The sequence below is a fragment of the Pseudonocardia sp. TMWB2A genome (assembly GCF_017312135.1).
The window spans coordinates 1,600,296-1,621,579 of record NZ_QKQY01000002.1 but is presented as its reverse complement, the minus strand read 5'-3'; the positions used below and the strand labels follow the sequence as shown (position 1 = coordinate 1,621,579).

Below are 21,284 nucleotides of genomic sequence, written 5' to 3'. Positions count from 1 at the left end.
GGTCACGGAGTCTGGACCCTCCGGCAGGGGGAGACGCCACGGTCGGGCCATGACCGAACGGAACGAGGACCTCGACGGGCGTCGCGTGGTCGTGACCGGGGCGACCGGCGCGACCGGGGGCGCGGTGCTGACCCGGCTCCGCGACGCCGGGGCGGCCGTGCTCGGGGTCGCCCGCAGACCGACCGACCCCGCCGACACGGTGGCGGCCGACCTCACCGACCCGGGCGGGGCCGCGCGGGTCGCGGCCGAGGTGGCGCGGCGGTGGGGCCGGGCCGACGGCGTCGTCCACGTCGTCGGCGGGTCGCACGCCGCCCCCGGCGGCTTCGCCGCGCTCGACGACACCACCTGGTACGACGAGCTGGAGCTCAACCTGCTGACCGCGGTGCGGCTCGACCGCGCGCTGGTCCCGGCGATGGTCGCGGCGGGCCGGGGCGCGGTGGTGCACGTCGCCTCGATCCAGCGGGAGATGCCGCTGCCCGACGCCACGCTCGGCTACGCGGCGGCGAAGGCCGCGCTCACCGTCTACAGCAAGGGCCTGGCCACCGAGGTCGGCCCGCACGGGGTCCGGGTCGACACCGTCTCGCCCGGCTTCATCGCCACGCCGGCCGCCGACGCGCTGGTCACCCGGCTCGCCGAGGGTCTCGACGGCGACCGCGACGCCGCGCTGGGCCGGCTCATGGACTCGCTCGGCGGCATCCCGCTCGGCCGTCCGGCCCGCCCGGACGAGGTCGCCGAGCTCGTCGCGTTCCTGGTGGGCGACCGCGCGTCGGCGATCACCGGGGCCGACCACCGCATCGACGGCGGCACCGTCCGCACCGTCTGACACCGCACACACCCAGGAGGAACCGATGGACACCACCGCACTCGTCGACCGCTACTTCGCCCGGGCCGCCGCCCCCGACCTCGACGCCTACACCGCGCTGTTCACCCCGGACGCCGTCGCCGAGGACGAGGGACACACCTACCGGGGCACCGCGGCCCTGCGGGCCTGGCGGGCCGACGTGCCGCCGGTGACCTGCACCGTCGTCGACGTCGCGCCGGCCGGCGGGGCGACCCGGGCGACGGCCGACGTCGCCGGGGACTTCCCGGGCAGCCCGGTCCGGCTGGCGTTCGACCTCACCTTCCGCGGTGAGCTGATCGCGCACCTGGCGATCCACCCGGTGGGGTGACGGCGAGGGTCCAGCCGTCGACGTCGCAGCGGCCGCCGGAGCCCTCGCCCGCGGCGACGACGGTCCCGTCGGCCCGCAGTCCGAGCGTGTGCGCCGACCCGGCGGCGACGGCCACCACGTCCCGCCAGGTCCCGACGGCGCACTGCCCGAGGTCGTCGTCCCCGGCGGCGAGGACCGTCCCGTCCGCACGCAGCCCCACCGTGTGGCCGCTGCCCGCGGACACCGCGACGACGGCGTGCCATCCCGCGACGTCGCCGCCGCCCCGCCCGGTCGCCACGACCGTGCCGTCGGCCCGCAGCCCCACGGTGTGCAGGTACCCGGCGGACACCGCGACCAGGTCGTGCCATCCGCCGACCGCGCACTGGCCGTACCGGTCGTTGCCGGTCGCGACCGCGGTGCCGTCGTCGCACAGCCCGACGGAGTGCCAGTCGCCGCAGCTCAGGGCCCGGATCCCGCGCCACCCGTCGACCGCGCACGCACCCTCGGCGGCGCGGCCCGCGGCGAGCACGGTGCCGTCGGCGCGCAGACCCAGCGTGCGGCGCCACCCCGCGGCGACCGCGACGACCCCGCGCCAGCCGGCGACGGCGCACTCGCCGTCGTCGCCGCGGCCGGTGGCCAGGACCGTGCCGTCGGCGCGCAGCCCGACGGTGTGCGCGCGGCCGGTGTTGCGCGCGGTGTGGACGTTCCCCACCGCGACGGCGACGACGCCGGTCCAGCCGTCGACGGCGCACTCACCGGCGCGGCCGTCCCCGACCGCGACGACGGTCCCGTCGGCCCGCAGCCCGGCCGAGTGCCGCCGGCCCGCGGCGAGGACGCCCATGCCGCCATGACGCATGGCCGGCTCAGCCCAGCCGGCCGTGCACGGCGTCGTCGTCGACGGTCACGTCCGCCCCCAGCCCGCGCAGCACCGCGACCGCCGCGGTGTTGCCCGGGGTCGTCTCCGCGACGACCGGGCCGTCGGCGCGTGCCACGAGCATCCGCAGCACCGCCCCGCCGACCCCGCGGCCCCGCCACGGCCGGGCCAGCCAGATCCCGGCCTCCTCGCCGCCCTCGACCGGTTCCAGCCGCGCCGCCCCGGCCACCTCCCCGTCGACGACGACGGCCCAGGTCCGCTCCACCGGCACCTCCGCCGCGACCGACCGCTCCCGGTGGAACGCGACGAACGCCGCGCGTCGCCGCGTCGTCCACCCGGGCGGACCGGGCACCGGCGGCATCACCTCGAGCGGGTCCGCCCCGGCGGCCGCCGTGTCGCACAGCGCCGCCAGCAGGGGCTCGTCGAGGCGCCTCAGTCCGATGTGCACCCGCCCAGGATCGCGGTCACCCGTCCGGTGCGACACCGGGTTTCCGGCCTGCGACGGGCCGGAGGCGCTGCCACCCTCACCGACCATGACCGTCGCGGGCGAGGCGTCCTCCGACACCCGGGTGTCGGTGCGGCGCGTCTTCCAGCTGTGTTTCGACGTGTTCGTCGCGTCGCTGGTGCTGTCCCTGCTGTGGTGGCTGATCACCTGGCTGCTGCCGGCGGGCCGGTTCCGGTACGAGGGCGAGGCCACCATGGTGCAGCTGCCCCACCTGATGGCCGACGCCGGCGGCTGGTACTCGGTGGTCGCGGTCCTCGCGGCGCCGCTCGCGCTGTTCCTGGTGTTCGTCCTCGTCCCGGTGCGGACCGGCCGGACGCCGATGATGGCGCTGTTCGGGCTGCGGATCCGGCGCGCCGACGGCGGCCCGGTCTCGGGTGCGCAGCACCTCGTGCGCGCGCTGCTGCTGGTCCTCGACACCGCGTTCGGCGGGCTGCTGGGCCTCGTCGTGATGCTCTGCTCGCGGCGCCGGCAGCGGATCGGGGACCACCTGGCGGGCACCGTCGTCGTCCGTGCGGCGTCCGGGTGACCCCTCCCGAGGAGTGATCTGCACCGACAGCGTTACTCCGGACGGACCACGTCGTTGACCATCGTGAGGGACCGCGCCGGCGTGCGACAGCCTGGTGCGAAGTGCTGTCCAGTCCCGTGCCGTGCCGCCGTTCGGCGATCGATACACACCCGACGGCCGCACCCCGCGCGACGAACGGTCGAGTCCGGTCGCGCCGTACGGCCCATTCCCGCAGGTGGTCGCGGGTGTCGAGGGGCTACCGGGTGGGTCCGGTGGTGACTCCGGGAGCTAGAGACGCCCGTTCTGCCCCGTCGTTGCGCGGCTATGATCCATCCCACTTCCCGGGGCCTTTCTGTAACGATCGGCGAGCTGTCGATCTTCTACGGAGAGTAGCTAAACGACACCTGACGGATAGCACTGTGTGTAGTTGATCAGCGGCGAACGGTCGGTCCGGGCGCACAGAAACAGGCATAACGCCGCTCGAACGAGGGGGTGCTCTCGCTTCGGTGATCGGCGTCCGTACGTTCTGCGGCACCGGCCAGTGACGGAGTGTCAGTGCGACGGCCGGATCACATCGCCACAGAAGGAGTGCCATGAACGCCCCCGAGACGACTCCCGCCCGTCGTAACGCCCGGCGGATCGCCACCGCCGGCGTCCTGTCCGTCCCGCTGGTCCTGGGCTCGGCCGGAATGGCCTTCGCCGGTGACTACGGCGACGGCGGCAAGCACCACGACAAGGGCCGCGACTGCGCGCCGTCGTCCGCCTCGCAGAAGGGTGGCCTGCTCGGCCTCGACGCGGCCGTCGACCCGCAGCTGAACATCGGCGGCATCCTGAACCAGGGTGCGGTCTCCCAGCACACCACCAAGCTCGACCGGTCCAACTCCGGCATCGTGCAGAGCGGCTGCGGCGCGGGCGACGCCGTGCAGGTCGACGACCTGGTCGGGCTGGGCCTGGACGTCAGCCCGTCGGCCAACATCGGCGGCATCCTGAACTCCGGCCCGGTGCAGCAGTCGACCACCACCGTCGACGACTCCAACAGCGGGATCCTGCAGTCCGGCGGCAAGCACGGCGGTGGCGGGCACGCCTCGCAGCGCGGCGGCCTGATCGACGTCGCGGCCACCGTCAACCCGTCGATCAACATCGGCGGCCTGCTGTCCAGCGGCCCGGTGTCGCAGTCCACCACCACGGTCGACCAGAGCAACTCCGGCATCGTCCAGGGCTGAGCTCCGCGGGACACCCGCGAGGCGCGTACCGCCCGGGCCGCTTGACCCGGCCCGGGCGGTACGGCCGACCGGTCCCTCCGAGCGGAGCTCAGAAGTCCCGGCGGACCAGCATCCGCCACGCCCACCCGGCCGCGACGTCGGGTGGGGGCAGCGGGTCGCGTTCCAGCCAGCTGGCCGCGACCCCGAGCAGTGTCCAGGTCAGGCCGGCGGCGAACACGTCCAGCGGCATGCCGAACGCGTCCTCGGAGATCCCCAGCCGCACCGTCGTGTCGGCGACGACCGACTGCATCCGCCGGCGCATCCCGGCCGCGGCGTCCGGCGCCGCGGCACCGCCGAGCGCCTGCCGGTACAACGGGGCGTGCTCGGCCAGATGGATGAACCAGCGCAGCAGCGCCGCGGGCGGCTCGGGCCCGATGTCGTCCATCGACAGGTCCGAAAGGTCCGCCCCGGCGTCCGCCGCCCGGTTGGCGAGCGCGTCGGCCAGCAGCATCTCCTTGTCGGTGTAGTGCTGGTAGAAGCTGCTGCGGTTCACCGACGCGTGCTCCGCGACGTCGGCGATCGTGATCGACTCGAGGGTGCGCTCCCTGGCCAGCGCGAGCAGCGCGTCCTGGAGACGTCGTCGCGTGCGCACCGCCCGGGGATCCACGCTCACCATTCTGCCGAACGGGTGACACCCGGTTGCGGCGGCCCACCGCGTCGCCGTCCGGTCAGGACGTCCGGTTGCACGGCGGCCCCCACATGCCGGCCCGCCGGTCCTGCGCGATGCGCTGCCCGGCCTCGAAGCCCGGCCGGTAGCGGCCCTGCCCCGGTCCCACCCAGCCCGCGACGAGCGCCGCGTCGGTGTAGGACTGCTGCGTCCCGACCACGAGGTACGCGGGCCACGTCGGGGCGTCCGCCGCCGGAGCGGGCAGCGTCGGGTCCGGCACCAGCGTGACCTCCTGGCCGTCGAGGAACCCCTGGGCGAACCGCTGCGCGTCGGCCCGCGCGCACGGCGGCGTCGACGCGGTGTCCACGCCGATCACCGACACCGTCACCGGACGGCCCCCGACGTTCACCACGACCGTCGCCGGGTCCACGACCCGCTGCACCCGCCCGTACAGCGTCGGCGGGCCGGTGAGCGGGCCGAGCGCGGCCGCCGCCCCCTGCTCGCCGGCCACGGCCGGCTCGTCGGTCATTCGGCCGATCGTCAGCCCCCCGACGACCCCGAGGACGACCAGCGCCAGCACGGTCAGCATCGCGATCGTGCGGCGTCGGCCGGAGGACCAGGCGGACAGGCGCGTCCGGGCGCGGTGGCGCGGTTCGGGCAGCATGACTGGAGTTCGTACCGAATCGGGCGTCCGGTTGCCTCTCGGGCGGGATCAGGGACATCCGGCCGCGGTCCAGGCCGCGGAACAGCCGGTGCCCGCGGCGGCGGGCCCGGCGACCCCGGTCCCGAACAGGGCGAGCGCGAGGACGGCGCCGGCCAGCAGCAGACGGGGTCCGGTGGGACGGGTGCGGCGGCGCGGCGCGGTCATGCCGGTCCACTGGCCGGACAGCGGGCCGATGTTGCGCCGTCCGGACCAACCTCATCAGGATTGTCGATCGCCGGACACGCGGCGGGACCGCTCCGGCGCGCTGCTAGGTTCGGCGCCTCCGTCCGTCCGGGAGGCCATGCGTGATCACCGTCCGGGAGCTGGGGCCCGACGACTGGGAGACCTGGCGCGACCTGCGCCTCGCCGCCCTGGCCGAGGCACCCGACGCGTTCCACAGCCGGCTCACCGACTGGCTCGGCGCGGGGGAGCAGGAGTGGCGCGACCGGTTGGCCGCGCCCGGCCGGTACCTGGTGGTCGAGGTCGGCGGCCGCCCCGCCGGGCAGGTCGTGGCCGTCCCGCCGGACGGCGACGGCGTCGCCGACCTCATCGCCCTGTGGGTCGCCCCGCACGCGCGCGGGGGCGACGCCGCGACCGCGCTCGTCGACGCGGTCCTCGACCGCGCCGCCGGGTGGGGCGCGCGGACGCTGGCACTGCACGTGGTGATCGGCAACGACCGCGCCGCGGCCTTCTACCGGCGGCTCGGGTTCGTCGACCGGGGCGTCGTCGAGCGGCCCGACGGCATCAGCGAGACCCGGATGGACCGGCCCGTCGGCCGTCCGGCCCCGCGGTGCTGACCGTCCGGCCCGCGGCACCCTCCGACGACCCCGGGCTGACCCGGATCGATGCCCTGACCTGGACCGCGGAGGTCAGCCCGGCCCAGCCGCGGCCCGAACCGTTCCTCGACCGGACCCCGGTCGGGGACGTGCTCGTCGCCGACGACGACGGCGCCGTGGCCGGGTACGTGATCGTCGGGGCCGCTCCGCCCGCGATCCCGGCGCACGACCACGTCCGCTACATCGGGGGTCTGGCGGTGCACCCCGGGCACACCGGCCGCGGCGTCGGCCGCGCGCTGGTCGACGCCGCGGTGGCCCGGGCCCGCGACAGCGGCGGCCGCAAGGTCACGCTGCGGGTCCTCGGCCCGAACACCCGGGCCCGGGAGCTGTACCGCCGCTGCGGCTTCGTCGAGGAGGGCGTGCTGCGCGCCGAATTCGTGGTCGACGGGGTCGCCGTCGACGACGTCCTGATGGCCAGGCACCTCGCTCCGCCGGGCGGCTGAGCTGCGGCGACGCGGAACTGTCGGGGGTCGGTCGTAGCGTCGCCGCCATGACCACCGCCCCGCCGTCGCCCCCGGCCTCGCCACCCGTCCCGGCCCGGGTGGCGGCCGCGCTGCGCGCCTCCTGGAGCCGCGACACGTGCGACGTCGCGGACGTCACCGACCGGACCCCGGACCGTCCGTCGCGGGGCCAGTGCGGGGCGACGGCCCTGGTCCTGCACGACCTGTTCGGCGGTGACCTGCTGCTGGCCGAGGTGTGGCACGCCGACGGCCGGCTGCAGGGCTACCACTGGTGGAACCGGCTGCCCGGCGGCGCCGAGGTGGACCTCACCCGGGACCAGTTCGGCCCGGGGGAGACGGTCCACCCGCCCCGGGTGGTCGTGCGCCCGGAGGGCCCGCCGCGGCGCTGCCGCGCGCAGTACGAGCTGCTGCGCCGCCGGGTCCTCGACCGGCTGGACGGCCCGGGGTGAGCGGCCCGGGCTCAGCGGCGGCCGCGGCGCACGGCGTCGGCGAGCGTGCCCAGCAGCTCGTCGGTGGTGCCCCAGGACATGCAGGCGTCGGTCACCGAGCGGCCGCGGACCATGTCCGGGCCCAGCTCCTGGCGTCCCGCCTCCAGGAAGCTCTCCATCATCAGCCCGGTGACGGCGCGCTCGCCGCCCGCGATCCGCTCGGCCAGCTCTGCGACGACGCCGGCCTGCCGCACGTGGTCCTTGCCGCTGTTGCCGTGGCTGGCGTCGACGACGACCCGCTCCGGCAGGCCCGCCGCACGCAGCCCGTCGACGGTCGCGGTGATGTCGGCGGCCGAGTAGTTCGGGGTGGCCCCGCCGCGCAGGATGACGTGGGTGTCCGGGTTGCCGGTGGTGGTGACCAGGCCGGCGAGCCCGTCGGCGTTCACCCCCATGAACACGTGCGACGCCGCGGCCGCGCGCATCCCGTCGATCGCGGCGCGGATGTCGCCGTCGGTGGCGTTCTTGATCCCGACCGGCATCGACAGGCCGCTGACCAGCTGGCGGTGCACCTGGCTCTCCGCGGTGCGGGCGCCGATCGAGCCCCAGGTGACCACGTCGGCGATGTACTGCGGGGTGATCGGGTCGAGGAACTCGCAGCCGACAGGCAGCCCGAGCGCGGAGATGTCGAGCAGCAGCTTGCGCGCGGTGCGCAGCCCGCGGTTCACGTCGAAGGTGCCGTCCAGGCCCGGGTCGTTGATCAGGCCCTTCCAGCCGACGGTCGTGCGCGGCTTCTCGAAGTAGGTGCGCATGACCACGCACAGCTCGCCGGACAGCTCCTCGGCACGGGCGGCGAGGCGGTGGGCGTAGTCCAGGGCGGCGTCCGGGTCGTGCACCGAGCACGGCCCGACGACGACGAGCAGCCGGTCGTCGTCGCCGTCGAGGACGTCGGTGACCGCGGCGCGGCCGCGGGTGACGGTCTCGGCGACCCGGGGGTCGCAGGGCAGGTCGTGCCGCAGCAGCGCGGGCGAGATCAGCGGGCTGATCCGCTCGATGCGGCGGTCGTCGGTCGGGGCGACCTGCAGGGGGGTGGTGCTCGCACTCATCGGAGACGGTGGTCCTTACCCGGCGGACCGCCCCGGATCACCTCGACCGAGCCGGTCTGGAATGCCGGCTCGAGGGGATGGAGGTCAGCGCGCTACGGCACCTGCCAGCCCATCCCGGGCCGGCCGGCGAAACCAGTAGTACGCGTTCAGCACGCGGCGACCGTACCCCACGCCGACGGCAGGCGTGGTACCACCGGCACATGCGGATCGCCCTCGCCCAGATCGTGTCCACCCCGGATCCCGAGGAGAACCTCGCCGAGGTGGAGCGCCGCACCCGCGCGGCCGCCGACGCCGGTGCGCAGCTCGTGCTGTTCCCCGAGGCCACCATGTGCTGCTTCGGGGTCGCGCTCGGCCCGGTCGCGCAGCCGCTGGACGGACCGTGGGCGACGCGGGTCCGCGAGGTCGCCGCGGCGGCCGGGACCACCGTCGTCGCGGGGATGTTCACCCCGTCCGGGGACGGCCGGGTCCGCAACACGCTGCTCGCCACCGGCGGCGGGGTCGACACCCACTACGACAAGATCCACATGTTCGACGCGTTCGGCTTCGCCGAGTCCGACACCGTCGAGCCCGGCACCGAGCCGGTCGTGGTCGGGGTGGGCGGCGACGAGCCGGTCACGGTCGGCCTGTCCACCTGCTACGACGTGCGCTTCCCCGGCCTGTACCAGCGCCTCGCCGACGACGGCGCCACCGTGCTGCTGGTCCCCGCCTCCTGGGGCGCGGGCCCGGGCAAGCGCGAGCAGTGGGAGCTGCTGGTGCGGGCCCGTGCGCTGGACACCGGCTCGTTCGTCGTCGCGTGCGACCAGGCAGACCCGACGACGGTCGGCCACGAGCACGGCAAGGCGCCGACCGGGATCGGGTACAGCCTGGTCGCCGGCCCGCGCGGCGAGGTCGTCGACGCACTCGGCGCCGAGCCCGGGCTGCTCGTGGTCGACGTGGACCCGGCGGCGGCCACGACCGTGCGGGAGCAGATCCCGGTGCTGGCCAACCGGCGGTTCTGAGCCGCGTCCGGCCGTTCGGCGGTGCGGCGGCGGCCCGGGGCGGCTCAGCCGCCCGCGGTGCTGAGGCGGTCGGAGATCTGCGCGGCGAGGTCGACGTCCTTCGCGGTCAGCCCGCCCTCGGAGTGCGTGGACAGCCGGAACGTCAGCGTGGCGTAGCGGATGTCGATGTCCGGGTGGTGGTCGGCGGCCTCGGCGTCCTCGGCGACCCGGTCCACCACCGCGATCGCGGCCTCGAAGTCGGGCAGGGTGGCGGTGCGGACGATGGAGTCGCCGTCGCGGTCCCAACCGGGCAGCTTCTGCAGGGCGTCGGCGATCTCGGCGTCGGTCAGCGTCGGGGTGGGCATCGCCCCATCGTGGCGCAGACGGCGCACCCCGTCGCGGTGGAGGGTGTCCGAATCCTCCCGGTGGAGCAGCCCGCTCCCGGTGCGGCGGCGGCCGGTCGGGAGCGCTCAGCCGTCGCGGCGGGTCAGGGCGAAGACCACGACACCCGCCCCGGCGACGGCGAAGCCGGCCGCCCGCGCCGTGGTCGCCCACAGGGCCGACGGGTCGGCGGGCACCGCGAGGATCCCGGCCAGGACCTCGTGCCAGTGCCCGGACGGCAGGACCGGCGCGACCGGCTCCCACAGCACGGTCGCCAGCGGCGCGACGGTCAGCGCGGCCAGACCGGTCGCGACCACCCCGGCGGGTCGCCGGACCAGCGCCGACATCGCCAGCAGCAGCATCCCGAGGCCGCACAGCTGCACCGCGGCCCATCCGGTGAGCACCAGGGCCCGGGCCACGGTGGCGCCCGCCCCGAACGGGCCCGCACCCAGGGCGAGCCCGCCGCAGACCAGGGCGGAGACGACCGTCGTCGCCGCGGCGAGCAGCGAGGTCACCGCGACCGCGGCGGCCTTGAGCCCGAGCAGCCGTCCCGGGCCGACGGGGGACAGCCGCAACGCGTCGAGGGTGCCGCGGGCCCGCTCCGCGGCGAACGCGTCGGCGGCCACGAGCACGACGGGCATCCCGAGCGCGAACGCCGCGGGTTCGGACAGCGCGACCGTCAGGGTCCCGAGGGCGAAGGACAGGCGGCCGGCGTCGGTGGCGAGCGCGATCGTCGCCAGCAGCGGCACCAGCGCGGCCGCCGCGAGGACGACCGCGGTGCGCGGACGCAGCAGGGCCAGCTCCAGCTCCGAGCGGAGCAGCCGGCCGAAGGGCGCCGAGGTGGGGCGGCGTGCCGCGCGGCCGGCCATCGGTCCGGAGCGCGGGCGGGTGGAGCTCGCGGACCGCACCCGTGCCGGTGCCTCCGCGGGGGACGACCCGGTCCGGGGGAGGGGCCCGGCGGCCCAGTCGTCGTCGGGCCGGGAAGCCGCGGTGCCCCAGGTGTGCTCGGGACGCACGCCCGCGCTCACCGTCCCGCTCCGTACCCGGCACCCGCCGGGGCCGGTTCCTCGGTGAGCCGGGCGAAGAACTCCTCCAGCCGGGCGGCGGGCCGCGTCACCCCGTGCACGGCGACACCCGCGTGCACCAGCGTCGCGACGACGTCCGGCGCGGCGGGCCCGGCCGGCACGAACACCCGGTCCCGGGCTCCCGGCTCGGCGTCGATGCCCCGGGCCAGCAGGGCCGCGACGGCGCGCTCGCCGTCCGGCGTCGTCACCACCAGCGCCGACGGGCCGGAGTCGACGAGCTCGTCGAGCGGGCCGGCGCACAGCAGGCGCCCGGCCCGGAGCACCGCGACGTGGCTGCAGGTCGCCTCGATCTCCCCGAGCAGGTGCGAGCTGACGATCACCGTCGCGCCCGCGGCGTTCATCTCCGCGATCAGCCGGCGCACCTCGCGGGTCCCCGCCGGGTCCAGCCCGTCGGTCGGCTCGTCGAGCACGACCAGACGTCGCCGGGTCAGCAGCGGCACGGCCAGACCGAGGCGCCGCCGCATCCCCGAGGAGTACTCGACGGCGCGGCGGTCGGCCGCCTCGGCGAGCCCGACCCGGCGCAGCACGGCGTCGACGGCGGCCGGGATCCGCGCCGAGTCCAGCAGCGGTTCGGCGGCCGCGGCCCGCAGGAGGTTCTGCCGGCCGGTGCGGTGCGGGTGCAGCGCGGGCGCGTCGACCAGGGCTCCGACGTGCGGCAGCACCTCCGACGCGCGGTACGGCAGCCGCCGTCCGAGCAGCTCGACCTCGCCGTCGGTGGGGGCGAGCAGCCCGAGCAGCATCCGCATCAGCGTCGTCTTGCCCGCGCCGTTGGGGCCGAGCAGCCCGAGGACCGCGCCCATCGGCACGTCGAGGTCCACCCCGTCGACCGCGCGCACCGCGCCGAAACCGCGGGACAGGCCGATCGCGCGCACGGCCGGTGGGCGGGGCGCGACGGGCGGCTCGGGGGAGTCGGCGGGGGCGGACGTCCGGTACACGGGACCCAGCGTGACCGTGCGGCGCCGCGAGCGGGCCGTTTCGGCGAGATCGGTCGGCCCGGCCGGGTGCGGGCCCGGCTGCGAGGATCAGCGGTGTGCCGGTGCTGAGCCTGGACCATCATGTGGACGGACCGCCCCGACTCGTCGCGGGGGTGCTGCGCGAATCCGTCCCCTCGGCCCGCGCGGTCGCGCGGGTGGGAGCCCGGTTCACCGCACCGTCGGCGCTGCTCGTGGCCGGGGACGAGATCCGGGTCGCGCTGCCCGGCGGGTTCCCGGCCTGCCGGACCCGGATCACCCGCGCCGGGGCCGACGGGTTGTGGTCGGAGCTGGCGGCGGGTCCCGCGGCGGTGCTGCGGCACTCGACCCGGGTCACGCCCGCGGACGGCGGCGGCAGCCACGTCCACGACGAGCTCACCTGGGAGCCGCCCCTCGGCGTACTCGGCCGCCTCTCCGACCCGGTGCTGCGCCACTACGGGGAGCGGCTGCTCCGGGCCCGCCGCGACGTGCTCGCCGAGCGGGTCGCGGAGCTGGGCCGGGCCGGGGTGGTCGTGGGGGCGGCGATCGTCCGCGACGGCAGGCTGCTCGTCGCCCAGCGCTCCTACCCGGCCGAGCTGGCCGGACGCTGGGAGCTGCCCGGCGGCGGCGTCGAGGACGGCGAGAGCGAGCAGCAGGCGCTGGTCCGGGAGTGCGCCGAGGAGCTGGGCGCCCGGGTGGTGGTCGGGGAGCGGCTCGGCACCGACCTGCCGATCGGGCGACGCGTGCTGCGGATCCACACCGCACAGGTGGCGGCCGGCTCCCCCGAGCCGGAGGCTCGCGAGCACCGGGCGCTGCGCTGGGTGGGGCCGCACGAGGTGGCGGCCCTGGGCTGGCTCGACGCCGACCGGGCCGTCGTCGCCGAGCTGGTGGACCTGCTGCGGACCTGACGCGCGGTCCCCGGTGCCGCAACGACGATCACCGCCGGTTCGGTGGAACCGATCCGGGCCGGGCGTCGTCCAAGCCGCATGAACCGGAACGCCACCGCCCCCGTCCCGTCCGTCCTCCCGCCCGCCGCACACGGGGCGGCCCGCCGCCGCACGTCGCGCGGCACCGACCCGCTCGCCCGGCTCGTCGCCGCGCAGGACGGCCTGGTCACCCGGGCCCAGGCGCTGGCCCACGGCCTGTCCACCGACCAGGTCGACCGCAGGCTCGCCGCACGGCGCTGGATCCCCGTGCACCCCCGCGTGTACCGGCACGCCGCCCACCCGCCGAGCGAGCGGTCCCGGGTCCGCGCCGCCGCGCTCTGGGCGGGGGAGGACGCCGTGCTGACCGGCGCCGCCGCGGCCTGGTGGTGGGGGCTGCTCCCGTCCGCACCCGCGGTCGTCACGGTCACCGTGCCGCGCCGGCGGGCTCCGCGGCCGCGGGCGGGGGTCCTCGTCCGGCGCCGCGACCTGGACCCGCGCGACCTCGTCACCCACGACGGGACGGTCGTCGCCCGGCCCGCGGCCGCGGTGCTGGAGGCCGCGGCCGACCCGTCCGTACCCGGGGAGGCGCTGCTCGACCACGTGCTCACCACGGGTTCCGTCGGTGCGGCCGAGCTGATCGAGGCGCACGCCCGCAACCTCGGGGCGCACGGGTCGGGCCCGGTCGGCCGGATGCTGGCCGGGGCGTCCCGCCGGGTCGCCGTCCGGGCCCGGCACGGGCTGCGGGCGCTGCTCACCGCCAGGGGGGTGCGGGCCTGGCGCACCGACGTCACCGTGGCCGGGGTGCTGCTCGACCTCGCGTTCCCCGCGGCCCGGCTGGCCGTCGAGGTGCACGACCCGGTCGACGCCGGGACCGGAGCCGACGGCTGCGGGCCCGCGTGGCGGCGGGCGGTGCTGCGCCGGCACGGGTGGCGGACGCTCGTCGTCGGACCGGCGGAGCTCCGGTGCCCCGACGAGCTCCTGGACCGCCTCCGCGAGGCCGTGACCGGGCACCCGGCGGGGCCCGGCGGTGCCGCGGGACGGGCCGCGGGGTGAACGGCCGGCGAACGCCACCACACACGGTGTCACCGGACCACTCGGACGACTGTGATTCCGGCCATGCCGACACCGTGCCCCGGATGCGTCGTCGCAGCGCACGGGGTGATCATGAAGGCCGGTCCGGGGTCCGGGCGCACGAAGACCCGGACCTGCCGGACGACGTCGACCGACCTGCCGCCGTCCTACCGGACCGGCGGTGCGCACGCAACCCGAAGCGCGACGTCGTCGCAGGTCAGCGGGTCATACGTCCGTTCAGTAGATGCGCGCGATCTTGATCGCGCGGGTGAGCGCCTTGCCGCTCAGATCGTCCGCACCCGCCTTGCGCAGCCGCAGTGCGACGACCGGACAGCTCTTGCACCGCTTCGGCTTGGACCGGCAGCACTTCTTCTTGACCTTGCCCATGATGAGGTCAGGCTAACCTGCGCCCGGGGCAGGGTGAAGGACTTGCAGCGGATACCGTTGAGGTGTGACCATCCCTCGTTCCGCCTCGGCCCTCGACGCTCGTTCCTCGCTCGAGAGCGACGCCGTGCCCGATCGGGCCGGCCGACCCGAGCTGCGCAACGTCGCGATCGTCGCGCACGTCGACCACGGCAAGACCACGCTCGTGGACGCGATGCTCCGCCAGTCCGGCGCCTTCGCCGAGCGCGCCGAGCTCGTCGACCGGGTCATGGACTCCAACGACCTGGAGCGCGAGAAGGGCATCACCATTCTCGCCAAGCACACGGCGGTGAACTGGCACGGCACGACGATCAACGTCGTCGACACCCCCGGCCACGCCGACTTCGGCGGTGAGGTCGAGCGCGGCCTGTCCATGGTCGACGGCGTGGTGCTGCTCGTCGACGCCTCCGAGGGTCCGCTGCCGCAGACCCGCTTCGTGCTCCGCAAGACCCTGACCGCCGGCCTGCCCGTCATGCTCGTGGTCAACAAGACCGACCGCGGCGACGCCCGGATCGCCGAGGTCGTCGACGAGTCCCTCGAGCTGCTGCTGGAGCTGGCCGACGAGCTGGAGCTCGACGAGTCGGTCACCGCGCACCTGCTCGACCTCCCGGTCGTCTACGCCTCCGGGCGCGCGGGCAAGGCCTCCCGCATCCGGCCCGCCGACGGCGAGCTGCCGGACTCCGACGACCTCGAGCCGCTCATCGAGACCCTGCTCGACGTCGTCCCGCCGCCCGCCGACGACATCGACGCCCCGCTGCAGGCGCACGTCACCAACCTCGACGCCTCCAGCTTCCTCGGCCGTATCGCGCTCTGCCGCGTCCGCGCCGGCGTGCTGCGCCGCGGCCAGCAGGTCGCGTGGTGCCGCGAGGACGGCACCACCCCGCGCGTCAAGATCACCGAGCTGCTGCGCACCGAGGCGCTGACCCGCGTCCCCGCCGACGAGGCGCGCGCCGGTGACCTGGTCGCCGTCGCGGGCATCGCCGAGGTCACCATCGGCGACACCCTCGCCGACCCGGAGTCCCCGGTCGCGCTGCCGCGCATCCACGTCGACGAGCCCGCCATCTCGATGACGATCGGCACCAACACCTCGCCGCTGGCCGGCCGCGACCCGCACCCGGGCAAGAAGCTGACCGCCCGCCTGGTGAAGGGCCGGCTCGACGCCGAGCTGGTCGGCAACGTGTCCATCCGCGTGCTGCCGACCGAGCGCCCCGACGCCTGGGAGGTCCAGGGCCGTGGTGAGCTCGCGCTGGCGATCCTGGTCGAGACCATGCGCCGCGAGGGCTTCGAGCTGACCGTCGGCCGTCCGCAGGTGGTCACCAAGACCGTCGACGGCAAGCTGCACGAGCCGTTCGAGCAGCTGTCGGTGGACGTGCCCGAGGACAGCCTCGGCGCCGTCACCCAGCTGCTCGCCGCCCGCAAGGGCGAGATGGGCGACATGGTGCACGGCGACGGCCGGGTCCGGATGGAGTTCCGCGTCCCGTCCCGCGGCCTGATCGGCTTCCGCACCGAGTTCCTGACGATCACCCGCGGCGCGGGCATCGCCAGCCACGTCTTCGACGGCTACGGCCCCTGGGTCGGCGAGATCCGCACCCGGAACAAGGGCTCGCTGATCTCGGACCGTTCCGGGCCCGTCACCCCGTACGCGATCGACCAGCTCGCCGACCGCGGCACGCTGTTCGTCGGGCCGACCACGCTGGTCTACGGCGGGATGGTCGTCGGGGAGTACACCCGCAACGAGGACCTCGAGGTCAACATCACCCGTGAGAAGAAGCTGACCAACATCCGCTCGTCGACCTCCGACGTGCTGGTCAAGCTGATCCCGCCGACGATCCTGAGCCTCGAGCAGTCGCTGGAGTTCTGTGCGACCGACGAGTGCGTCGAGATCACCCCGGAGAACGTCCGGATCCGCAAGATCGAGCTGGACCCGAACCTGCGGGCCCGTGCCCGGTCCCGCGCGAAGGCCGCGGCCAACGCCACGAAGTGACCCGTACGGCCCGTGCGCTGCGGTGTTGCGTATCGGTGAGCAGAGCAAAGCCTCGCCGACACCCGGCCCCGCCGCGTATCGGTGAGCAGAGCGGAGGCGCCCGCCGGACCCCGTCCGGCGGGCGTGCCCGCCCCGGTGGGGATACTGCGGACGTGAGAGCACGTCGACGCTTCCGGGCGCTCCCGGCGCTCCTGCTGGTCGCCCTGCTGGCGCTGACGGGCTGCGCGGCGGACCCGCAGCCGGCACCCCCGCCGGAGACGAACCGCCCGACCGAGCCGGTCACCGTCCCCACCCGGGTGGTGGTCGGCGTCGACGACCTCGGGCCCGGGTTCAACCCGCACCTGCGGTCGGACCAGTCGGCGGTCACCACGGCGATCGCGTCGATGACGCTGCCGTCGGTGTTCCGGCCCGACGACCGCGGCGTGCCGCAGCTCGACACGACCGTCGCCACGTCCGCGACGGTCACCTCGCAGAGCCCGTTCACCGTCAGCTACGAGCTCAACCGCGACGCCGGGTGGTCCACCGGCGCCCCGATCGCCGCTGAGGACTTCGTCTACCTCTGGCAGCAGATGCGCAGCCGGCCCAACACGATCGGCGCCGCGGGCTACCGCGAGATCACCGACGTGCGCTCGCGTGCCGCGGGCAAGGCCGTCGACGTCGTGTTCCGCGAGCCCTACCCGCACTGGCGGGAGCTGTTCGGCAACCTGCTGCCCGCGCACCTGCTCAAGGACGCGCCGGGCGGCTGGACCGCCCCGTTCGCCAACGGGGTGCCCGCCTCGGGCGGCCCGTTCCGGCTGATGCAGGTCGACCGCCTCCGCGGCGAGGTCCTGCTCGCCCGCAACGACCCGTACTGGGCGACCGCCGCGGTCGTCGACGAGATCATCCTGCGCCGCATCCCGGCGAACTCCCTGCCGACGGCGCTGGAGAGCCAGGGCGTCGACCTCGCCCTGCCCGACGCCCGGCCGGAGATCACCCAGGCCCTCGACGTCCTGGCCCGCGGCCCCAAGCCGCCGACGGTGCAGCGCGGGCCGCGCCCGGCCGTCGAACAGCTGGAGTTCCGCACCACCGACGGCCCGCTGGCCGACCCCCGGGTCCGCGAGGGCATCGCGGCGCTGCTGGACCGCGACGCGATCCGCGAGCGCGTCAACCCCGACGCCGTGGCCGTGAACGCCTTCGGCGCCGCCCCGTCGGACCCCGGCTACGCGCCGACCGCCCCCGCCGGTGCCCCCGGCCGGCCCGATGCGGCGGCGGCCGCGGCCGCGTTCACCGAGGCGGGCTACGTCCGTGGTCAGGACGGCCGGTGGACCCTCGGCGGGCGCCCGCTCGGCGTGGTCATCGGCGCCGGGGCCGAGCGGACCGAGGACGTGAACGTCGCCCGCGTCGTGGCCGAGCAGCTCAAGGCCGGCGGCATCGGCGCGACGATCGTCGCCCCGTCGGCACCGGACCTGCTGACCGACCCGAGCGTCGCCCCGACGACGCCGACCCCGACCACCACCCCCGCCCCGGGCGCGGGCCCGGTCCCCGGCGGCAGCGCCGCACCGGTCACCACGCCCCCGGCGGCCCCGACCACGACGACCGCCGCCCCGACGACGTCCGGTTCCCCCGACTCCGGGACCCCGGTCGCCGTCGACGTGCTCGTCGCCCCCCGTGCCGCCTACGGCGCGATCGGGCCGCGACTGGACTCCGACTACGGCTGCCCCGCGGACGCGGTGCCCGGCGAGCTGCCGGGCGTGGCCTGCTTCCCCGCGCTGCAGCCGCTGCTCGACGAGCTGCTGGTCGCCGACAGCCCGGACCCGGCCGTCGTCGCCGAGGCCGAGCGGGTGCTGTGGCGCCAGCTGCCCGCGCTGCCCCTGTACCAGGCGCAGGGTCTGGTCATCAGCAACCCGCAGACCGACGCGGCCACCCGGGTCACGCCCGGCCCGATCGAGACCGGCCCGATGTCGGGCGCCCGGACCTGGGCCGAGCCGGAGGGCTCGGGCGAGCGCCCGACCGGCGACGACGACCCGAACTGACACCGACGGACGCGTCCGTTCGGACGCACTCCGCTGCTGCACGGTGACGGCGAGTGGTACGTAAGTACCAACTGTGTTTCGGCGTGCATCGAGGGCTGTGCGACGCAACGGTCCCGTTGTTACTGTCCGGTTCGGCTGCGAGCCCGTTACGCCGTTCAATGGTCACCGTTTCGCCACGATCGGCGTCGGACCTCGCTGCTGGAGGGCCGCGATTCCTAGCGTGCCTCCCGACGGGCCCCGGCACACATCCGGTGGTCCGTCGCGTCCCGGACGGGTGCGACAACGGCGTGCACCCACGACATCTCGAGAGGCACGGCAGATGAGGGGAAGAAGGGCGGCCGCCTCGGCCATCGCCCTGACCGCGGTCGTGGGGCTCGTCCTCACCGGCTGCAGCCAGCAGAGCAACACGGGGGGCAGCGGCAACACCGCCGCCGGGTTCGAGGAGACCCCTGACCAGCCGGAGGTGCCCGGCAAGCCGGGCGGCACGTTCCGGCTGGCGATCACCGAGCCGACCGCGATCGACCCGTACAACACCCAGGAGTCCGAGGGCACCCTCGTGAACCGGGCGCTGTTCACGGGCCTGATCCGGGTCAAGCCCAACGGCGACGTCTACGACGGCGTGGCCTCCAAGTGGACGCCCAACCAGAACTGCACGCAGTGGGTGTTCGACCTCAAGCCGGACCAGAAGTTCTCCAACGGCGAGGCGCTGAACTCCACCTCGTTCAAGCGGGGCTGGGAGCGCACCGCGGCCAAGGCCTCGGCGTCGGAGGTCTCGTACCACCTGGACGAGGTCCAGGGCTACGACCAGATCCAGGCCGGGACCGCCAACGCGCTGTCCGGCGTGGACGCGACGAACCCGAACCAGCTCAAGGTCGCGCTGTCCAAGCCCGACTGCGAGTTCGAGCTGCGGACCTACCACCCGGCGCTGAGCCCGGTCCCCTCGACCGCGGGCGCGGCGGACAACAAGACCTACAACGACCTGCCGGTCGGCAACGGCCCGTTCAAGATGGACGGCCCCTGGCAGCACGACCGCGGCATCCGGCTGGTCCGCAACGACGCCTACACCGCGGGGACCAAGGCGAACCTCGACTCCGTCGAGATCACCATCGTCCCGTCCGGTGAGGGCGGCGGCGTGACCGCCGAGTACAACGGCTTCCAGAACGGTCAGTTCGACTGGGCGCGCATGCCCACCCCGGTGCTGAACCAGGCCAAGTCGACCTACGAGCCCCAGGGCAAGTGGCTGAACAAGAAGACCAACGGCAACAACTACCTGCTGATCTCGGTCACCACCAAGCCGCTGAACAGCGCGGACGCCCGCAAGGCCGTCTCGATGGCGATCGACCGCAACGCGATCGTGCAGGGCGTGCTGCAGAACTCGACCTCGCCGGCCGACGCGCTGATCCCGCCGAACTTCCCCGACGCCTACACCCCGGGCGTCTGCACCGCGTGCACCTACAACCCGGACGAGGCGAAGCGGCTCGCGCAGCAGGCCGGTCTCACCCCCGGCACCGAGGTGAAGCTGCAGTACAACACCGGTGCCGGTCACGAGGAGTGGACCGCGGCGGTCAAGCAGCAGCTCGAGCAGAACCTCGGGCTGAAGGTCACCTACACCGGTGTGCCGTTCCGTGACCTGCTCGACAACGAGCAGCAGCCCGAGGCCTCCGGCCTCTGGCGCGCGGCGTGGAGCGCGGACTACCCGACCCCGGGCAACTACCTGTTCCCGCTGCTGGCCACCCAGTCGATCGGTGCCACCTCGCCGAGCGAGCCGGCCCAGGGCGACAACCGCGGCCGCTACTCCAACCCGGAGTTCGACAAGCTGCTCGCGCAGGCCGCGCAGACCCAGGACGAGGCGGCCCGCAACGACCTCTACAAGCGGGCCGAGAAGATCGCCATCGGCGACGACCTCGCGCTGATCCCGCTCTGGTTCCGCCAGCAGTCCCGCCTGGTCAACACCGAGAAGTTCGGCAACGTGAACATGGACTTCTCCGAGGACCCGACGTTCGACACGATCACCCTCAAGTGACGTCCCGCTGACGCGGCCCGCGTCCCGGTGACCCCGGGACGCGGGCCGTCGTGCGGCGTTCCCACCACACGAAAGTCCGTGCTTCCATGGGCAGATTCATCCTTCGGCGGCTGCTCCAGGGGATCCTGGTCGTCGTCGTCACCGCGTTCCTGATCTTCATCGCGACGTTCTCGCTCGGTGACCCCTTCGCCTCCACCGGGGAGAAGGTCGTCCCGCCCGAGGTCGCCGCGATCAACCGCGCCAAGTTCGGTCTCGACCAGCCGCTGCCGGTCCAGTTCGTGAACTACCTCGGCAACATGGTCACCGGCGACTTCGGTCTCGACTTCGACCAGCGGCGCCCGGTCTCCCAGCTGCTGGCCGAGACCGTCCCGAACACGATCCTGCTCGCCGTCGTCGCGCTGCTGTTCCTCGTCCTGTTCGGGGTGACGGCCGGCGTGATCGCCGCGGTGCGCCGCTACTCGTTCTGGGACGTGTTCGTCACCGTCGTCTCCACCATCGGCATCGGTGTCCCGGTGTTCGTCGTCGCGATCTTCCTGGTCGCGAACGTCTCCGGGGTCGGGCCGTTCCCGCCGGTACCGCGCAGCTTCCTGGAGGAGGTGCCCTGGTACTGGGACGTGATCCTGCCCGCGTTCACCCTCGCGATCATCGAGTCGGCGTTCGTCGCCCGGCTGATGCGGGGGTCGATGCTGGAGGTCCTGCAGGCCGACTACATCCGCACCGCGCGCGCCAAGGGGCTGTCCGAGCGGACGGTCATCGGCAGGCACGCCATGCGGACGTCGCTGCTGCCCGTCGTCACGTTCGTCGGGCTCACCCTGGGCACCTACATCGGCGGCGCGATCGTCACCGAGACGGTGTTCCAGTACAACGGCGCCGGATTCCTGCTGGCCCGCGCGATCACGAACAACAACGCGCCGGTCATCATGGCGGTGGTCGTCTACAGCGTGGTGGCCTACGTGCTGCTCTCCATGCTCGTCGACATCCTCTACGCCTACCTCGACCCGCGCATCCGCCTGAGCTGAC

At 74.9% G+C, this 21,284-nt stretch carries 24 protein-coding genes; 14 read left to right on the top strand and 10 right to left on the bottom strand.

The features are described 5' to 3' along the window. The first annotated feature begins 49 nt into the window (after positions 1 to 49). The gene (locus tag DMP17_RS22065; RefSeq protein WP_337830470.1) at positions 50 to 823 is read left to right on the top strand and encodes an SDR family oxidoreductase; all 774 of its coding nucleotides are present in this window, start codon (positions 50 to 52) and stop codon (positions 821 to 823) included. 25 nt (positions 824 to 848) lie between these two features. Beyond that, positions 849 to 1,169: a nuclear transport factor 2 family protein gene (locus DMP17_RS22060; protein WP_226355276.1), complete on the top strand. Its 321-nt coding sequence runs from the start codon at positions 849 to 851 to the stop codon at positions 1,167 to 1,169. On the opposite strand, the gene DMP17_RS22055 is transcribed toward DMP17_RS22060, so the two are convergent. Further along, positions 1,117 to 2,004, bottom strand: coding sequence for an RCC1 domain-containing protein (locus DMP17_RS22055; RefSeq protein ID WP_337830469.1), 888 nt, complete (start codon positions 2,002 to 2,004; stop codon positions 1,117 to 1,119). The two genes, DMP17_RS22060 and DMP17_RS22055, sit on opposite strands and share 53 nt — an antisense overlap. A 7-nt stretch (positions 2,005 to 2,011) precedes the next feature. Next, positions 2,012 to 2,470: a GNAT family N-acetyltransferase gene (locus DMP17_RS22050; protein ID WP_337830468.1), complete on the bottom strand. Its 459-nt coding sequence runs from the start codon at positions 2,468 to 2,470 to the stop codon at positions 2,012 to 2,014. An 85-nt stretch (positions 2,471 to 2,555) separates the two neighbouring features. Between DMP17_RS22050 and DMP17_RS22045 the strand changes: the two genes are divergently transcribed. Continuing rightward, a complete protein-coding gene (locus tag DMP17_RS22045; RefSeq protein ID WP_337830467.1) occupies positions 2,556 to 3,053 on the top strand; it encodes an RDD family protein in 498 nt (165 codons plus the stop codon). A gap of 572 nt (positions 3,054 to 3,625) precedes the next feature. Beyond that, positions 3,626 to 4,255 carry a hypothetical protein gene (locus tag DMP17_RS22040; protein ID WP_226367193.1) on the top strand — a complete coding sequence of 210 codons (630 nt, stop codon included), beginning with the start codon at positions 3,626 to 3,628 and terminating at the stop codon, positions 4,253 to 4,255. An 88-nt stretch (positions 4,256 to 4,343) separates the two neighbouring features. Here DMP17_RS22040 and DMP17_RS22035 read toward each other — a convergent pair whose 3' ends face one another. From DMP17_RS22035 to DMP17_RS22025, 3 genes are all read right to left on the bottom strand, one after another. After that, entirely contained in the window at positions 4,344 to 4,901 is a 558-nt protein-coding gene (locus DMP17_RS22035) for a TetR/AcrR family transcriptional regulator (RefSeq protein WP_226355281.1), read from the bottom strand. 61 nt (positions 4,902 to 4,962) lie between these two features. Continuing rightward, positions 4,963 to 5,565: a thermonuclease family protein gene (locus DMP17_RS22030; RefSeq protein WP_337830466.1), complete on the bottom strand. Its 603-nt coding sequence runs from the start codon at positions 5,563 to 5,565 to the stop codon at positions 4,963 to 4,965. A 48-nt stretch (positions 5,566 to 5,613) separates the two neighbouring features. After that, positions 5,614 to 5,769: a hypothetical protein gene (locus tag DMP17_RS22025; protein WP_337830465.1), complete on the bottom strand. Its 156-nt coding sequence runs from the start codon at positions 5,767 to 5,769 to the stop codon at positions 5,614 to 5,616. 140 nt (positions 5,770 to 5,909) lie between these two features. Here DMP17_RS22025 and DMP17_RS22020 point away from each other — a divergent pair, with 140 nt between their 5' ends. Genes DMP17_RS22020 through DMP17_RS22010 form a run of 3 tightly spaced genes read left to right on the top strand, consistent with a single transcriptional unit; the run spans position 5,910 to position 7,350 of the window. Further along, positions 5,910 to 6,401 carry a GNAT family N-acetyltransferase gene (locus tag DMP17_RS22020; protein WP_226367191.1) on the top strand — a complete coding sequence of 164 codons (492 nt, stop codon included), beginning with the start codon at positions 5,910 to 5,912 and terminating at the stop codon, positions 6,399 to 6,401. Next, a complete protein-coding gene (locus DMP17_RS22015) occupies positions 6,395 to 6,883 on the top strand; it encodes a GNAT family N-acetyltransferase (RefSeq protein WP_337830464.1) in 489 nt (162 codons plus the stop codon). Before DMP17_RS22020 ends, DMP17_RS22015 begins: the two co-directional genes overlap by 7 nt. Positions 6,884 to 6,930: 47 nt before the next feature. Beyond that, positions 6,931 to 7,350 (top strand): YunG family protein, encoded by a 420-nt coding sequence (locus tag DMP17_RS22010; RefSeq protein WP_337830463.1) that lies wholly within the window; start codon positions 6,931 to 6,933, stop codon positions 7,348 to 7,350. A gap of 11 nt (positions 7,351 to 7,361) precedes the next feature. Here DMP17_RS22010 and DMP17_RS22005 read toward each other — a convergent pair whose 3' ends face one another. After that, complete coding sequence (locus DMP17_RS22005) at positions 7,362 to 8,432, bottom strand: 3-deoxy-7-phosphoheptulonate synthase (RefSeq protein ID WP_226367189.1); 1,071 nt, start codon at positions 8,430 to 8,432, stop codon at positions 7,362 to 7,364. A 200-nt stretch (positions 8,433 to 8,632) separates the two neighbouring features. Between DMP17_RS22005 and DMP17_RS22000 the strand changes: the two genes are divergently transcribed. Continuing rightward, complete coding sequence (locus tag DMP17_RS22000; protein WP_337830462.1) at positions 8,633 to 9,430, top strand: carbon-nitrogen hydrolase family protein; 798 nt, start codon at positions 8,633 to 8,635, stop codon at positions 9,428 to 9,430. Between the two features lie 44 nt (positions 9,431 to 9,474). Here the strand turns inward: DMP17_RS22000 and DMP17_RS21995 are convergent, their stop codons facing one another. The 3 genes from DMP17_RS21995 to DMP17_RS21985 all read right to left on the bottom strand — a co-directional run bounded on the left by DMP17_RS21995 (position 9,475) and on the right by DMP17_RS21985 (position 11,810). After that, a complete protein-coding gene (locus tag DMP17_RS21995; protein ID WP_062400425.1) occupies positions 9,475 to 9,774 on the bottom strand; it encodes a 4a-hydroxytetrahydrobiopterin dehydratase in 300 nt (99 codons plus the stop codon). Between the two features lie 105 nt (positions 9,775 to 9,879). Next, positions 9,880 to 10,818 carry an ABC transporter permease gene (locus DMP17_RS21990; RefSeq protein ID WP_337830461.1) on the bottom strand — a complete coding sequence of 313 codons (939 nt, stop codon included), beginning with the start codon at positions 10,816 to 10,818 and terminating at the stop codon, positions 9,880 to 9,882. Continuing rightward, positions 10,815 to 11,810, bottom strand: coding sequence for an ABC transporter ATP-binding protein (locus DMP17_RS21985; protein ID WP_374203832.1), 996 nt, complete (start codon positions 11,808 to 11,810; stop codon positions 10,815 to 10,817). The genes DMP17_RS21990 and DMP17_RS21985 overlap by 4 nt, the downstream gene beginning before the upstream one ends. Positions 11,811 to 11,905: 95 nt before the next feature. On the opposite strand from DMP17_RS21985, the gene DMP17_RS21980 reads away from it, so the two are divergent. Then, complete coding sequence (locus DMP17_RS21980) at positions 11,906 to 12,733, top strand: NUDIX domain-containing protein (RefSeq protein WP_337830460.1); 828 nt, start codon at positions 11,906 to 11,908, stop codon at positions 12,731 to 12,733. 78 nt (positions 12,734 to 12,811) lie between these two features. Beyond that, positions 12,812 to 13,804, top strand: a complete 993-nt coding sequence (locus DMP17_RS21975; protein ID WP_226355289.1) for a hypothetical protein — start codon at positions 12,812 to 12,814, stop codon at positions 13,802 to 13,804. 255 nt (positions 13,805 to 14,059) lie between these two features. On the opposite strand, the gene DMP17_RS21970 is transcribed toward DMP17_RS21975, so the two are convergent. After that, positions 14,060 to 14,209, bottom strand: a complete 150-nt coding sequence (locus DMP17_RS21970; RefSeq protein WP_020626377.1) for a hypothetical protein — start codon at positions 14,207 to 14,209, stop codon at positions 14,060 to 14,062. A 124-nt stretch (positions 14,210 to 14,333) separates the two neighbouring features. Between DMP17_RS21970 and typA the strand changes: the two genes are divergently transcribed. The 4 genes from typA to DMP17_RS21950 all read left to right on the top strand — a co-directional run bounded on the left by typA (position 14,334) and on the right by DMP17_RS21950 (position 21,283). Next, the gene (gene typA / locus DMP17_RS21965) at positions 14,334 to 16,229 is read left to right on the top strand and encodes a translational GTPase TypA (RefSeq protein ID WP_226356647.1); all 1,896 of its coding nucleotides are present in this window, start codon (positions 14,334 to 14,336) and stop codon (positions 16,227 to 16,229) included. Between the two features lie 152 nt (positions 16,230 to 16,381). Further along, positions 16,382 to 18,241 (top strand): ABC transporter substrate-binding protein, encoded by a 1,860-nt coding sequence (locus tag DMP17_RS21960; RefSeq protein WP_337830459.1) that lies wholly within the window; start codon positions 16,382 to 16,384, stop codon positions 18,239 to 18,241. 319 nt (positions 18,242 to 18,560) lie between these two features. Next, a complete protein-coding gene (locus DMP17_RS21955; RefSeq protein ID WP_337830458.1) occupies positions 18,561 to 20,264 on the top strand; it encodes a peptide ABC transporter substrate-binding protein in 1,704 nt (567 codons plus the stop codon). Positions 20,265 to 20,350: 86 nt separating this feature from the next. Continuing rightward, positions 20,351 to 21,283: an ABC transporter permease gene (locus DMP17_RS21950; RefSeq protein WP_062400435.1), complete on the top strand. Its 933-nt coding sequence runs from the start codon at positions 20,351 to 20,353 to the stop codon at positions 21,281 to 21,283. The last annotated feature ends 1 nt before the right edge of the window (position 21,284 follow it).